Raw genomic sequence first — 14,999 nt, 5'->3', positions numbered from 1 at the left:
GATCCCGAGTTTCACTGATCCATAGGAGAGCGATATGCCCTCAACCATCGACACAGCCTTTATTGAGGAATACAACAGCGACGTTCACCTGTTGTACCGCCAGATGGGCTCCCGCCTGCAAAACATGACCCGCAAAGGCGCGGTCATGGCAAAATCGGTCTACTGGCAAAAGTTCGGTCATCTGACCGCGCAGCAGAAGGGCCGCAACGCGCAGCACACCTTCATCGACCCCGATCACACCCGCGTCAAAGCGGACATGGCCGACTGGTACGTGCCCACGCTGATCGACGATCTGGACCTGCTCAAGCTGAACATCGACGAGAAAAACAGCCACGTGGCTGCACACGTCGCGGCTCTGGGCCAGAAAACCGACGAGATCATCATCGCCGGTATGGAAGCGGGCGCAAACGCGACCGATCTGGGCGACGCCACCGGCGCGTGGGATTACGACACCTTCATGTCGGTGCTGACCACGTTCCAGTTGAACGAAGTCCCCGATGACGGCAACCGCTTCTGCGCCCTGCATCCCTATGCATGGTCCCAGGCGCTGAAAGTGCCCGAGTTCGCCAACGCCGATTATGTCGGTCAGGACAACCTGCCCTTCAAAGGCGGCATGACCGCAAAATTCTGGTTGGGCACGCTCTGGTTCCCGCTGGCAAACGCCACCTTCGGCGTACCGGACGGCAACCCGGCCAACGTGGCGACCAACCTTGCATGGCACCGTTCGGCGATGGGCCACGGCGTCAACAAGGACATCGACACCAAGTGGGACTGGGAAAACACCTACTCGGCATGGTCCTGCGTCAGCTGCATGTCGCTGGGCGTCTCGGCCATCGACGATCAGGGCCTCTACAAAGTGTCCTCGCTGTCTCCGAAGCCGGGCACCTAAGAATTGCTCTGATCCCTGCGGGGGTGGGGATGCCCGTTCGGTGGCAGACGTAACGGGCAAGAGCCAAGGGGCGGGGCATAGGCTCCGCCCCTTTTTGCAAGAAAGAGGCAAGGCAAATGGTCACTTCGGTTTCAGACAGCACGATCAAGGTTTACAACGCCGCGTTGGTGCGCCTCGGCGTCCCGAAAATCGCATCCTTTCTGGACACGTCCATTGCCGCCCGCACCGGCAACGAGATGTTCGAGGACGTGCTTGAAGCCGCCATCTGCATGTATCCGTATCGCTTTTCCACGCGCCGGGTGGACCTGACGCGCCTGTCATCCGATGCGCCCGAGCCTTACGAGGGCCTGTATCAGATCCCCAACGTCGCCCGCCATGTCTGGAAGGTCTACGAGGACGGCCAGCAAAGCACAGATTTCGACGTGTTCGAGCGCACCGTGGCGCTGAATATCCCGGCGGAGGGTAAATCGGTTGTGTCCGCCGATGTGTCCGTGATTGTCGGGCCGCAGGCATGGCCGGGTTATTTCCGCCTGCCGTTCATCACCTATCTGGCCGCAAACATCTGTATGCCGATCACACAGGATCAGCGCATGGCCGATAGCCTCCTGTCCCTCGGGCAACAGGGGCTTGCGCGCGCCGCCAGCCGTGACAGCCAGTCCCGCACCCCGCCGCGCGTGGATACCAAGCTGTTCATCCGTCAACGTCGGGGAGGCCGTCGCTGATGCCCACATTGCATGACTTCCGATCTGATTTCCGCCGGGGGCGCACGGGCGACGGGCTGCGCATCAACCAGAAGGCCGGGGCCTATGTGGCCTCGCTGTTTGACGCGGACAACTTCATGGTCACGTCCAACGGCAAGATCGAGCGCCGCTGGCCAACCGTGATCCGCAAGGCCGTGACGGGTGAAACGCGCCTGGAGGGCTGGACCTACGGCTCAAGCAATGCCTTCCGGTTCCTGCTGGCCTTTGAGGCGGGCAAGTTGACGATCTACGACATGGACCTCGGCGCAGCGCGCGCCACGTTTGCAGGCGAAGAATGGGATGCGTCCTCGATGTGGTTCATGACGCTGACCACCGAGAACAACCGGATCGTGATTGCAGACGCCACGTTCAAGACACGGGTTCTGGAACTGGACGTTCAGGGCGGCACGTTCACCCTGTCGGATTTCGGCTTCGACACGCTGCTGTCCGACACGAGGCTGGCCGCTCCGTTCCGCAGTTTTGCCAACAAGGATATGACCGCCACCCCGACGATCTTTACGGCCCAAGGCGAACAGGCTGGATATGGGGTCAAGATTGCAACGGCGCTGAACATCAATCAGGCAGATTTCGATCTGGCGCTTGGCACCGGCAAGCTGACAACATCGGCCGATTTCTTCACGTCCGAGCACGTGGGCACGCGGATGCGGCTTGGCACCGGCGAGTTCACCGTCAACAGCGTCGTGGATGCGCGCAACGCCACCATCACCGTGCATAGCGACATTGCCGTTGTTCTGGACAATGACCCGTTTTTCATCACCCGCAATTCGGCGATTGTTGAGGTCGCAGCTGAAAATCACGGCTTGGCTGTGGGCGACGAGGTGTTTTTCTACGGCCTGTCCGTCGAGACCGATGACTACGCCGACAATGTTCTGACGGGTGCTGCGCAATATGGCGGGGCAACAGCCACGGCGGCGCAGGCTTACGTGGTGCAGCGGGTCGTGGATGAAAGCCATTTCGAGATTGCGGGCAACACGGGCGTCAATGAGACAACCGGCCTTTATGGCGGATCCTCTGTTCGGATGATCCCGGCAAGCGGGCTCCGGGGGATCAGTGAACCCGCCTTTTCCGATGCGCGCGGCTGGCCCCAGGCTGCGGCCTTCCATGAAAGCCGTCTTTGGCTGGGCGGCACAGATACCTTGCCCGATGCTGTCTGGGCTTCCGCGCCTTTCGCATTCCGCAATTTTGATCCCGGCGACGGCAATCCCGATCAGGCGATTGCCATGTATGGCATCGGGGAACAGAGCCGCGTGCGCCATCTGGTGTCGGGCTTTGACCTCATCATCCTGTGCGACAACGGCGAATATTACACACCCGGTTCCACCGATCAGGCGATTGTGCAGGAAACGGCCCGTGCGCGGGCTGCAACGGCGCATGGCGCGGCCTTCACCGCCCCGCATAACTTCGATGGCGCGGTGTTTTTTGCCGACAAGACGGGCGGCCATATCCGCGAGTTGCAGCTGCGAAGTTCGGAGCAGGGCTATTACGCGCCGCCTGCCTCTGTTGTGGTTCCCGACTGGATCGAGCAGCCGAAACATTCCTGCGCCTTCCCCGGCTCGCCTGAGCAGGTCACGCCCTACCTGATCTGGGGCAATGACAATAGCGGTGCACTGGTCGTCATGCACTCAAGCCGGACAGATGAGGCGTTTGGCTTCATGCGGTGGACGCTGGCCAATGGCCGGTTTGTTTCGGCTGCGGCGGTGGGGCAGCGGCTGTTTGTGTCCGCCGAGCGCGGCGGCGAGTTTTACCTGCTGGAATTTGAAACCAGCCCCGCCTTTCCGAAGATGGATTTCGCCGAGCAGCTGACCGGCGGCGACGGGATCAACTGGTCGGCCACTTATCTCAAGGATGGCGCGTTCCAGCTTGTCTCGGAGCGCCGGGTGTATTCGGATCAGACATTGGATGCGGGCGGGGCCTTCACCACGCCGGAAAGCCTCACGACCATCGAGGTCGGAGATCCGATGCCGTACCGGGCGGAATTGAACGCGCCGGTATCGGGTTCGGGGCAAGGGCCGAAAGTGGGCGCCAAGCAACGCCTTGTGTCGGCAAAAATCAACTGGAACGACACCGAGACCGGGGACGTGGACGGGGTGAGCGAATTGGGCAGCGCGGGCGCGCAATCGGTGCTGACCGCACTCGACAACCTGTCCTTTCAAGCGCCTACTCCTGTTGACGAGTGGCGTGAATATTTCATCGGCGCATGGGGGCGGGAACCGCGTCTTGTGATCTCCGGGGATACGCCGGGACAGGTGGCGATCCGGGGTCTGGTGATGGACGTGTATTTCTGAGGGGGCAGGCATGTGTGACGTGAACAGCTTCGCATCGGCGTTTGGCAGCTACACAACCGGGCAGGCGGCGCAAATTGAAGCCGATAGTCGCGGGATGCTTGAGCGCGCGCAGATGGAAAGCAACGCCGTTCTGGTTCAGGCCGAGGCGCGGGGCGAGGAAATCGCCCTTCGAAAGAGCTTTGATGACCAGATGAGCGACAATATCGCGGCAATGGCGATCTCCGGCCTCGATCCCGAAAGTTTCGCTGGCGTGACAGAAGGCAATCGCAAGAACCTGCGGGACAATGTGAGGCGCTTGAGCGCGTCCGCTGATCGACGGGCGGGAAATCTGCGGGCCGGTGGCCGCTTTGCGGAAATGGCCGCGCGGATGGAAGGATCGGCGGCGATGTATTCCGGCATTCTGACGGGCCTGAACACGCTTTCCGACGCCGCGACTGCCTACCAAGAAAACCACACCGGCGAGGGCTTCGGGCGCTACTTCGCCAAATCCATCTATAATCCTGGGGGATAATACATGCCAGTTCTTCGCAACCGCGAACGCATCCGTGAGGATTACTCCCCCGGCAGACCGGTCAGTCTGGGCCGGTTTGCCGGGCTGGAAACCGCTGAACTTGGCGCGCGGCTGGCAGGCAAGCGGGCGCATGATTTCGCCAAGGCCATGGGGGCAGAAGCGGCCCGAGAGGGGCAGGCGCTGGCCAAGGCCGCGACCTTCTCAACCGGCCCGAATGGCTTGCCGCAGATGCCGCCCGATGCAACCGAGCGGATGGGCACATTGGCGCGACGCGCCTATGACGACACCATTCAGGAGCGGTTCGCGCACCAGATGACAACCGCAATCCGGTCCCAGATCAGGGATGCGGAAAACGCCAACATGTACGACTACGACGCTTTTGCCTCGGATGCAGAGGGGCGCATGGCGCGCATGGCCGCAGATGTGCCCGCTGGCATGGAGGGCATGTTCCAGCAGATCAGCACCGGCCTGATGGCGGATGCGGGCGCGTCCATCGGTGGCCGCAACGCGCAGGTGCAGCTGGGCAATCGTCGCAGCCAGGAGCCGATCATGGGGCGCGATGCGCGGCAGGCGATGCGCGATGCGATCATGGCCAGCAACCCGGACGGCGCGCGGTCGGTGATGGGAATGGAAATCGCCCGTCTCGACGCGGTTCCCGCCCATATTCTCGATGACGAGGCGAAGGCCAAGGCCAAGGATCAACTGTTCTACGACTTCGGCTGGTTCCAGATGATGAAGGAACTGGACGTGGAAAACATGCCCTATGCCAGCTTGCAGGAATTGCAGGAACGCATGGCAACGGGCGAAGATGAAGAACTGTTGAAATACTTCACCACGCCGGAGGGGGTGAAGCGGTACGACCTGATGAAGCAGGCCATGTACGAGGTGAACCCGTTCATGGGCAAGGCACAGCAGCGCGATGGCGCGGCGCGCAAGGCCATCGAGGATGCCTCCAAGCTGGATCTGGTCCTGCGGGGCGGCGGCAGCGCCCGAGGCACCGAGCCGGAGCGCAAGATGCTGTCGGGGCACCTGAGCCATGCCATCGGGTTTGAACAGGCAGGCAATCCCGGTCACTTGCGCCCGATCGACATGAGCGACTGGTGGACGATGGACGACCAGACCCGCGCAAGCGCGCTGTCGGTGCTGAAAACCGCAGGCTTCCCCGATTCCACGCTGGCAAGCGCGCTGCGCAGCCTTGACCGGGTTCAGGACCCGGACACGCTAGTTGCAGCCTTTCCCCTGCTGCGCGACGTGATGGAAAGCCCCAACACCGCCGGTCAGGTCGTGTCCTTCGAGGAACATATGCCCGAGCGGCTACAGGCGATCTACCAGCAAGCCTCTGTGCTGCATGGCGACGGCGATCCAAGCCAGGAAAGCATTGCCACGGCCATGGCGCAGGTGGACACGCTGCGGGACACCGAATGGAATGACGAGCTGCTGGCGCGCAAGCTGAACAACGACAACCGGTATAGGGACGGTCGCGGCAGGGTCACGAAGGATGACGCGCGCGATGCGTTCCGCAGGGCGGTGATCACGTCCGTATTCGATGGCGTAGAGGCGCGGCCCGATGAAAAGGATCAGGCGGTGTCCCTGGCCGAAACCTATTACCGGCTGGGCAATGGGTTTGACGACGCTCTGGACATGACGCGCCAGAGTTTCGACGGCCGCTATGTCGAAAGCGCGTATATGGCAGGCGCGGTGCGCTCGGCCTATGCGCCGGAAAAGCACTATGCTGATCCCGGCGTGTCCTCCATCGGCGAGTTTTTCCAGCGGGCCGGAACACACGGCATGGGCCGGATGTTTGAGGGTCTGGAATTGATTGCCTATCCCGGCATCAAACTGGGCCAACTGTTTGGCTACGACCCGCAAATGCCCTCAGAGCGGTTGCAGGCCAGCCCGTTCGAGCGTCTGGCCGATGCGCAGATTGCCCAAATGGTGGCCGATGACCCGGTTCTTGGCCCGCTCTATGAGGGCCGACGCGCCGGGGATCAGTTCTGGAAGGGCGGCGACGATTATGTCCTGACGCCTGATCTGGGGGCCGGTGATCCGCCGGTTTACCACGTTCAGGTCAAGGGCCCGTCCGGCACATTGCAGCGCGTGGGCACGCTGGATATCCGCGAGGAATGGGCGGAGATGCAGCAGCTGGCGGTCGCGGTCGAGGCGCTTGATAAAACCGGCGCGCGGCGCGGCTGGGATTTCCTTGGCAGCGACGATCCAGAAGCGCAGAAAATTCTTCAGGACTACATGGAAAGCGTGAACTCCGGCACGCCGATTTCCTATGACGAACTGATGCGCCGGATCGAGGAAGTATTGCCGTGACTGACAAGATCAAGGGCCTCCTGAGTTACATCTACGGGGCCGAGAACGGCGGCAGGATCAACTATGATGTGGTCTATGGCGGCATTCCCGCCCATGCCCGCCCGAGTAAGCCGCTGACAGAAATGACGGTGGGCGAAGTCTACCAGTGGCAGATGGACAATCGCGGCAAGTGGGGGTCCACCGCAGCCGGGGCCTTGCAGGTCATGCCCGAAACGCTTGCGGGGCTGGTCCGCAAGGGCGCGGTTTCCTCCACCGATACATTCGACGCGGCGACGCAGGACCGCATGACGGTCGCCCTGATGCGGGGCCGGGGTCTGGATGACTGGCAGGCGGGCAAACTGTCCACTGAGGATTTCGGCACCAATCTGGCAAAGGAATGGGCGTCTCTGCCGGTTCTCAAGGACACCTATCGCAAGGGCCAGTTCATCCCGGCAGGCAACGCCTATTATGGCGGCGTTGGCGCGAACAAGTCGCGGGCGCTGGTGTCGGCCATGTCTTTCCGTCAGCAGCTTGGCGATCCGGGCCGCGCATTCATCGCAGAGGGCGATTACGGGCCCACCGGAACCCAGGGCACAATGCTCGATCACGCGGGCACGCGGCTGGCGGGCAACATGGATCAGCGCATGGCGGTGCAGTTCGAGGGGCCCGGAGAGCAGCCATATCGCCACATGCAGCCATGGGAAGCCCCTGACGTGGACCTCGGCCCGGATTTGCCCGCAACGCCCACCAGCGGGCCGGACGATGGCTCACGCGGCCCATCTGGCCCACAGCTTACCGCCGTGGATTACCGTACCCGGACCGGACAGGGCGGAAGCCCGGTGTTGCAGGATTGGGGGCAGGCATTCCGTGATGTGGCCTCCGACGGCTATATCGTGCGCGAATTGCAGCGCCGGGACTTGGCGGGCCGCTATGCGTTCGACCGCAGCTTTGATCCGCTGGGTCAGGCTGAACAGGATGGCTTGTTGCAGCATCATGGCCTTCTGGGCCGGGCACGCAACCGTGAGCATTACAACTCCATTCGCCAGCAGATCGAATGGGACGACCTGCGACAGCGCCGGATGTCCGCATGGGATGGCACGGCGGCGCATACGCTGGGCGGGCTGCTCAACCCCGATACCATCGTCACCATGGCGGTGCCGATTGGCGGTGTGGCGGGTGCTGGCCTGCGCGGAGCCGGAGGCAATTTTCTGCGCACAGGCGCAACCACCGCGTTTTATACGGGCGCGTCGGAATATGCGATTGAAGCGGGCCGCGCGTCACTCGACCCCAATTCCAGCCAGATTGACAGCTTTGCCCGTGTGGCCGGGGCCACTGTTCTGTCGGGCCTGATCGGCGGCGGAATCGGCGTCATGGCGGGGGCGCGGGCGCGCAAGGGTCTGGCCTTTGATCTGGCGCAGGACATTGCCCGGTCCAAGGGTGTTGGCCAGATGACCCGCGAGGTTGATCTGGGCAACGGCGCGCGCGGCAGGATCGTCATTGATCCGCAAGGCCGCAGTCTCCTGGCCGAAGTCTCGGATGCGGGGCCGGGGCCGCGCTGGTATTCGGAGCGGGGCGTGAAGATCGTCGGCGAAGAAATCCACGTGAACGAGGAAGCCCTGCAATGGCGGTTCCAGTCTGGCGCGCATGGCACGCCTGCGGAAAGCGCGCAGGAGCTGATGGAATTTGAAGTTGCCCGCGCCGCAGCCCTGTCGCGCGTGATCAAGAATTTCTGGTCCGATGAATTGGGCGCAGTCGGCAAGGGGGCTGGGGCCGGTCGCAATCCCTTCGCAACGGTTGGCGATGATGGCGTGGTCAAGATCGACGCCGCGCGCATCCAGAAAGCCATTGATGAGGGCGAGCCGATTATCCTTGGCCCCGCCACCGGATCACGGCAGGCGCGCAAGATCGAGCCGGTTGTCGTGCGCCCCGGCGTGTTCCAGTCCGCCGACGAGGCGGCAGAGGCCATTCAAAAGGCGCATGATCTGGCGAACAAGGCCCGCGACACGGGCGAGTTCCGCAGCTCCATCCAGTCGCTGATGCGCGATCGGGCGGAAAGTCTCGACGATATCGAGCCGGAGCTGACGGTCGAGCAGCGTCTGCGCGCCGAGCGCAAGGCCGAAGCGGAAGCCGCCGAAGCCTTGGAACAGTACCGCCGCGACAACAACAAGGTTCTTCAGAACGCCAAGCTGGAAGCGCTGGCCCGCCTCACGGATGGGCCCTTCAAGCGCGTTCACCGCAATGCCCTGTCGCCCGAGGCACGCGATCTGGTGGACACGCTGGCCGCTGATGGTGCGTTCTTGCGGGGATCTGACAAAACCGGCCTGACGGTCGGCCCCTCTGTCTATTCCCGCGCAAAGACCTGGGCCGGTGTCACCCGCCGCGTCTGGGATCGGGAGAACGAACTTTACAACAAGTATCTCGGCATCGAGCAGGAAGGCCGGTTTGCTGATCTGGGCCGCCCGGATTTCGTCAAGCGAGCACAGCAAAAGCCTGACGCCATCAACCGTGATGTGTTCCGCCAGCGCGTGACGCAAGCCTATATCAACGGCGAGAAAGACCCGGTGAACGAGGTCATGGAAATGGTCGAGGTGCTGCGCGGGGCCTTCGACGAATATCAGGGCGTGGCCAAGGAATACGGCGTCATCGAAAGCATGGACGCCATTCGCACGCGCATGACCCGCCTGCAAAGCGAGTTGAATGACTTCGCAGCATATGGCCCCGAGCCGGATTCGCGCGTGGCCCGGTTGCAGGAGCAGCTGGAAGAACTGCGCCAGCGAGCCAAGATTGCCGAACAGGAACCGCGCGAGGACTACTTCACCCGGATCTGGAACAAGTCCAGCATCAGCAAGCACCGCGACCTGTTCAAAGAGCGCGTCGTCAAGCCGTGGATGCGGCAGCAGAACCGCGTGCAAATGTGGGTGGTCGGCAAGGACGAGCTGACCGATCAGATGAACAAGCTGATCAAGCAGCTGGGGGACAATGAACACCCCCGCGTCGTGGACCTGCGTCACCGGATCAACGACCCCAAGACCCCGGAAAAATCCGGGTTCAACTGGATTGACCTCGCCACCGATCCCGCCAGCATCAACAAGCGCGCGGATGAAATGATCGAGCAAATTCTGGGTGAGGCAGAGCCGGACGACCTGACCACGCTGCGCGAAGCGAACCGCCCGACATTCGGCCGGCACCGGCAATTCGACATTCCCAACGCCATGCTTCTGAAAGGCGGCGGCAAGGGCAATGGCATCGCGGACTTTATCGAAACCGACTACATGCTGGTGCAAAATATCTATTCCGAGCGGATGGGGCCCGCCATTGAAATGGCCCGGTCCTTCGCGCGCCCGGTTGATGGCATCAGCGCCGTTGAGGGTTTCGAGGAAGCCTTGCTGAACGCGCAGGTGGCCGAACGCCGCGCCTATAAGGGCAAGGACTTCAAAAGCCATTGGGCGAAGATCGAGCGCGACATGCGGCACCTCAAGGACCGCGTGACCAACCGCGTGATCCGCGACCCGAACCGCTGGGACAACCGCGTTGCCACCAATCTGCGGAACTGGTCGCACCTGGCTTTCATGGGCATGTCCGCCCTGCCTGCGGTTCAGGAGGTCGGCACCCTCATCATGCGGCACGGCATGGGGCGGGTATTCCAGCCCGCCATGGGCGAGTTGGACGAGGGCCTGAAGCTGGCGAAAACGATGGGCATTGAGGAAATGCGCAAGGCCGGGGCCATCATGGAGGTGGTCAACGGCGTGGCGCTGTCCCGCTTTGCAGAGACCGGCATGGAGGCCACGATGGGCACCGCGCCGGAACGCTGGCTCAAGACCGCCGCCAACAAGTATTTCCTCTGGAACGGCCTCGCGCCGCTGTCCACGCGGATGAAGGAAATCGACGCGGGCCTGCGGGTGAGCGATACCGTTGAGCGGATCATGCGTGTGTCGGATCTCGGTAAAGGCGCAGATGAGGCCGATCTGGCTGATCTGGCACGCTGGGGCCTGTCCCGCGCCGATGCCGAGCGGATTGCCAAAGAGCCGGTTGAAATGCTCGAAGGCGGGCATTGGGTCGCGAACACGGATATGTGGGGCGACGAGGAACTGGTACGCAAATTCCGCGCGGCGATTGCGCAGGGCAACGAGAACACGATCCTCATGGCCACCGCGGCTGACAAGCCAACGATCATCGACGGCACCATGTATCTGCGCAAAGGCGGGGTGGTGGACAAATACGCCGCCCGCGCGGGCCTGCGCGAAGTGGGCGATTACTGGCAGGTTCAATCCGGCCTGATGACCTTGCCCTTCACCTTCTGGAACTATGCCATCGCGGCCCATAACAAGATCCTTGTTGCTGGCCTCGATGAGCCATCGGCGCAGAAGCTGGGCGGCGTCGCGGCCATGGTCGGACTGGGCATGATGGTGGCGCAGCTGCGCACGCCTGAGTTCAAATGGGAGCAGAAGAACACGGGCGAGAAACTGCTGGCGGGGATCGACCAGTCGGGCGTGATGGGCATTCTGTCACAACTCTCTGGCATTGCCGAGCAGCCGACGCCGATGGACATGGCGCTGCGCGCCGCAGGAGCCGGGCCGAATGTGGCGTTCAACGCCATCGAGGGCGTGACGCAGGGCGACGCCAACTCTGCATCCTGGGCGCTGCCTTTCCGCAACCACTTCCTGCTCAAAGGTCTGTTTGACCGGGCGGTTGACGGGATCGAGCGCGCAGAGGGCTAGACGCGACAGAATTAGAAGCGCAGCTTTGGCGAAAGTGAAGGGCTGCCACCCGACGCGAAGCTGAAACTGTCAGGTGGCCTATGTCTGCAATCACGGACAATATCTATCCGCGCTTCAAAGTGTATGTTGTCGGCCCTGCGGCGTCTGCCGGGCCGTTCGACATTCCGTTCCCGTTCTATGACAACGACACGGTGAACGTTTATGTCGATGGCGTTGAAATCACCGAATACACGATCACCAAGCCAAGCGTCTTTGGCACGGAAGGCAACACGGTCACGCTGACCGCTGCGGTCCAGAATGCGGTGGTCACGGTGGCGTCGGACACCAAGGCAATCCGCACCACGGGCGCGACCTTCACGCAGGGCGAATTGAGCCAGGAATTGGACCGGGTGTTTGCCCTGTTCCAAGAGCAAAGCGAACGGCTCATGGAACAGACGGTGGACGGGACCGGGTTTGACGCGCAAAACCTGCGCATCCAGAACGTCGCCGATCCGGTCAATGATACGGATGCAGCAACAAAGAATTATGCCGACACGGTTCTGGTGCAAACGGGCGCGGCGCGCGATGCGGCACAAGCTGCGCAGACCGCAGCCGAGACAGCCCAGAGCAACGCCGAGACGGCGGAAACCAACGCTGAGACAGCAGAAACCAACGCGGGCAATCATGAGGCCAAGGCGCAGGAATGGGCCGAGAAAGCCGAGGACGCTGAGGTCGAGCCGGGTAAGTTTTCCGCCCTCCATTGGGCTGCAAAAGCGGCAGCGGTTAATCCCGATCAGTTCCTGCCCGTTGACGGTAGCCGTCCCATGACGGATACGCAGGTCATCAACGCGCCCTTTATAGGCACGGAATGGTCCCCGAGTGACCCCGGCCCAAAGGCCCGCATGATCCAGTTTGGCCATTCCGACTACATGGGGTTTATCCCACGCATCAGCGATAACAGCGATTGGGATTGGGGCCAACGTCTATGCTACGGCACAGGCGAGCGGGGTGAACGCGGTTGGTTTTTGGGAGATGAGGGGGTCGCGGCGAACCGCCTAATTACTAGGGGTTACGATAACCTCACAGCCCCCGGTGCCTATTGGCAGAACATGTCGGCCTCACGGGCCGCGCTTGTGACCTACACCAACACAACCGGCCACATTCTCCCGATCAGCGTGCGCGCCATCGACAGCGCAGGAACGTTGAGAAGCGCTTACGCAGCGATTTCAGTTGGCGGCCTTCTCATAGCCGAGACATCGGCGATTGACCGAAGCAGCGAAACACAGGCCGCAACTGTGTTCGCCCTCGTGCCCGCCGGGGCCACGTATTTCGTCAACTATGTCGGGCCGTCTGGTGTCGTTGTGTCGGAGTTCAGAGCATGACCGTCAAATATTACCGTGATGAAAATAACGATGTTCGGGCGATAGAGCCGGGGCAGGAATTTCTGGTTCAGCCAGACTGGGTAGGCCTGACGGATGCCGAGATCGACCAGATCAAGAACCCACCGCCGCCACCACTGGACGAGGCAGGGCGTTTGCAGGCGGTCCGGGTCATGAATGACTGGATCGAGACCTGGATGGAAACGGTGACAAGCCCGGTCCCGGCAACGGAAAAAGCCAGTTGGCCCACCAAGGCCGCAGCTGCGCGCGCCTATCTGGACGGGACGCCAACAGCCTTGCAGTCCTCCATGATCTCAACCGAGGCAGGCTTGACCGGCGAGACTGAGGCCAATCTGGCCGCGATCATCGTTGCCCGCGCCGATCAGTGGCAGATGGTCATCTCGGCCGTGACCGGATTGCGGCGCGCAACGAACCTGCGCATCGAGGCCGCGACGACCGTAGATGAGATCGACGCGATCCTTGCAGACGCACAGGCGCAGGCCGGGGCCTTGGCGCAGCAGATGGGGGTTTGAGATGGCCCGCATAAAGTCATTCCTGCTTGAACTGTTCTCGCTGGTTTCCCGGCCCATCAACGTGCTGACCGGTGGCACGGCGGACCTGACCTTCTCGGCCCGGTCTTACCGCGACGGCCTGTGGACCGAACGCCTGATCGACTTCTTTGCGCTGCGCCTGTTTGGCGAAGCCGATCATTGCCGCGTGTGGTGGGAGTGGGAAATCCAGAGATCCCGGCAAAACATCCTTGTTAACGAGACCAAAAAATGACCGGCAAGCCTACATTCACAAGTCAGATTTCCCTCGGGAACTGGATCACCATTGGCGCGCTTCTTGTGTCCATGGCGGTTGGGTGGGGCGTCATGCGCACGCAGCAATCCACGAACAAAGTGTCCATCGCGAAAATCGAATCCAGCCAGTCGGCGATCATCGCCCGGCTGCGCAACCTCGAAATGGAAGATGCGCGGTCGCAGGAGCGATACAACGCCATCCAGTCCCTCTTGAACCGGATCGACGGGCGGCTGGAACGGATCGAGAGGAACAGTGAATGACCTACCTATCAGACAGCAAGGTCAAGTGGCTGGTCATCCACTACTCGGCAACGCCGGTTGAGCATGACGTGTCGGGCCTTGCCATCGACGCCATGCACCGGTCCCGTGGGTTCAATGAGATCGGCTATCACTTCTACATCCGCAAGGACGGGACGGTGGAGACGGGCCGTGACCTGAGCGTTCCGGGACGGTTTGAAACCGGCGCCCACAGCAAGGGCGAGAACAGCCAGAGCATCGGTATCTGCTACGAGGGCGGCGTCTATCTGGCCGATATTGATGTCGGGCGGGACACGCGCACAAAGGCGCAGACAAAGGCGATGATCAGCCTCATCGACGACCTTCTGGTTCGCTTCCCGAATGCCCGTGTCGAGGGACACCGGGACATGCCCGGAGCGGCCACGCAGTGCCCCGGCTTTGACGCGGCCAGCTGGTGGGCCGAGGTGCAGGCGCAGCGCGTGCCGTGGTGGGCCAAGCTGCTTGAAATGATCCTGGGACAAAAGGAGGCTGCCGCATGACTGGAGCATTGGGGCGTATCATCCTGCGTTATGGCGCGGGCGGGATATTCGGCGCGGCGGTTGGCAACAGTCTCGCGTCAGACAATGATCTGGTGCTGGTCGTCGGCACCGCCGCCGGGTCGATCATCGCGGCAGGTGTCGAGTGCGCCTATGTCGTTGCCAAGCAGAAGGGGTGGACGCTGTGATGGACGCGCTTCCCCTTATCGCCGTGGCCGTAATCGGCTTTCTGGGCTGGCTTTTGGGCATCAAGACCGAGAAGGGCCGCGCCAACAAGCGGTCCAAGCTGGCGCGCTGGCGCAAAGCCAAAATCGAGCGGGGCATGAAAGAGGCCAAAGATGATGAGATTTATGATGTTCTCATTGATCGTCGCGATCGTTTCTAACTGCACGGGCGATTTCTGCGATGTGTATCAGGAGCCGAGCCTGACTCCGGCAGGGGCGCGGGCCCTTCTGGCCGAGGATCGGGCGTCGGCAGAGGTGATTGCGGCGAACAAGGCGTATTCCCTGCGGCATTGTCCATAAAAAAAGCCCGCCAATTCAGGCGGGCTTAAGGTCATCCAACAGGGAAAAATCATTTCTGATCGAATTTACAATTCGCTTT

The 14,999-nt window shown here is 62.0% G+C and carries 14 protein-coding genes; all 14 read left to right on the top strand.

Annotated elements, in window-relative coordinates:
• Nucleotides 1-34 precede the first annotated feature (34 nt).
• The 14 genes from ACR0CA_RS15115 to ACR0CA_RS15050 all read left to right on the top strand — a co-directional run bounded on the left by ACR0CA_RS15115 (nucleotide 35) and on the right by ACR0CA_RS15050 (nucleotide 14,920).
• Nucleotides 35-889 (top strand): phage capsid protein, encoded by an 855-nt coding sequence (locus tag ACR0CA_RS15115; RefSeq protein WP_480899985.1) that lies wholly within the window; start codon nucleotides 35-37, stop codon nucleotides 887-889.
• A 116-nt stretch (nucleotides 890-1,005) separates the two neighbouring features.
• Complete coding sequence (locus tag ACR0CA_RS15110) at nucleotides 1,006-1,611, top strand: phage connector family protein (protein WP_480899983.1); 606 nt, start codon at nucleotides 1,006-1,008, stop codon at nucleotides 1,609-1,611.
• Complete coding sequence (locus tag ACR0CA_RS15105; RefSeq protein ID WP_480899981.1) at nucleotides 1,611-3,935, top strand: phage tail protein; 2,325 nt, start codon at nucleotides 1,611-1,613, stop codon at nucleotides 3,933-3,935. Before ACR0CA_RS15110 ends, ACR0CA_RS15105 begins: the two co-directional genes overlap by 1 nt.
• Nucleotides 3,936-3,945: 10 nt before the next feature.
• Nucleotides 3,946-4,446, top strand: coding sequence for a hypothetical protein (locus ACR0CA_RS15100; RefSeq protein ID WP_480899979.1), 501 nt, complete (start codon nucleotides 3,946-3,948; stop codon nucleotides 4,444-4,446).
• A 3-nt stretch (nucleotides 4,447-4,449) separates the two neighbouring features.
• Nucleotides 4,450-6,765 (top strand): hypothetical protein, encoded by a 2,316-nt coding sequence (locus ACR0CA_RS15095; RefSeq protein WP_480899977.1) that lies wholly within the window; start codon nucleotides 4,450-4,452, stop codon nucleotides 6,763-6,765.
• Nucleotides 6,762-11,462 (top strand): hypothetical protein, encoded by a 4,701-nt coding sequence (locus tag ACR0CA_RS15090; RefSeq protein WP_480899975.1) that lies wholly within the window; start codon nucleotides 6,762-6,764, stop codon nucleotides 11,460-11,462. Before ACR0CA_RS15095 ends, ACR0CA_RS15090 begins: the two co-directional genes overlap by 4 nt.
• Nucleotides 11,463-11,542: 80 nt before the next feature.
• On the top strand, nucleotides 11,543-12,823 hold the full coding sequence (locus tag ACR0CA_RS15085) for a hypothetical protein (protein WP_480899973.1): 1,281 nt from the start codon (nucleotides 11,543-11,545) through the stop codon (nucleotides 12,821-12,823).
• A complete protein-coding gene (locus ACR0CA_RS15080) occupies nucleotides 12,820-13,353 on the top strand; it encodes a hypothetical protein (protein ID WP_480899971.1) in 534 nt (177 codons plus the stop codon). Before ACR0CA_RS15085 ends, ACR0CA_RS15080 begins: the two co-directional genes overlap by 4 nt.
• A 1-nt stretch (nucleotide 13,354) precedes the next feature.
• A complete protein-coding gene (locus tag ACR0CA_RS15075; RefSeq protein WP_480899969.1) occupies nucleotides 13,355-13,603 on the top strand; it encodes a hypothetical protein in 249 nt (82 codons plus the stop codon).
• Nucleotides 13,600-13,884 (top strand): hypothetical protein, encoded by a 285-nt coding sequence (locus ACR0CA_RS15070; protein WP_480899967.1) that lies wholly within the window; start codon nucleotides 13,600-13,602, stop codon nucleotides 13,882-13,884. Before ACR0CA_RS15075 ends, ACR0CA_RS15070 begins: the two co-directional genes overlap by 4 nt.
• Nucleotides 13,881-14,399, top strand: a complete 519-nt coding sequence (locus tag ACR0CA_RS15065) for an N-acetylmuramoyl-L-alanine amidase (protein ID WP_480899966.1) — start codon at nucleotides 13,881-13,883, stop codon at nucleotides 14,397-14,399. The genes ACR0CA_RS15070 and ACR0CA_RS15065 overlap by 4 nt, the downstream gene beginning before the upstream one ends.
• Nucleotides 14,396-14,584, top strand: a complete 189-nt coding sequence (locus ACR0CA_RS15060) for a hypothetical protein (RefSeq protein WP_480899964.1) — start codon at nucleotides 14,396-14,398, stop codon at nucleotides 14,582-14,584. The genes ACR0CA_RS15065 and ACR0CA_RS15060 overlap by 4 nt, the downstream gene beginning before the upstream one ends.
• The gene (locus ACR0CA_RS15055) at nucleotides 14,584-14,781 is read left to right on the top strand and encodes a hypothetical protein (protein ID WP_480899963.1); all 198 of its coding nucleotides are present in this window, start codon (nucleotides 14,584-14,586) and stop codon (nucleotides 14,779-14,781) included. Before ACR0CA_RS15060 ends, ACR0CA_RS15055 begins: the two co-directional genes overlap by 1 nt.
• On the top strand, nucleotides 14,750-14,920 hold the full coding sequence (locus ACR0CA_RS15050) for a hypothetical protein (protein WP_480899961.1): 171 nt from the start codon (nucleotides 14,750-14,752) through the stop codon (nucleotides 14,918-14,920). Before ACR0CA_RS15055 ends, ACR0CA_RS15050 begins: the two co-directional genes overlap by 32 nt.
• Nucleotides 14,921-14,999 lie beyond the last annotated feature (79 nt).

Source organism: Ruegeria sp. F12 (assembly GCF_056533885.1).
Note: the sequence above shows the minus strand (reverse complement) of the source record. Positions and strands in the feature narration are given on the sequence as shown.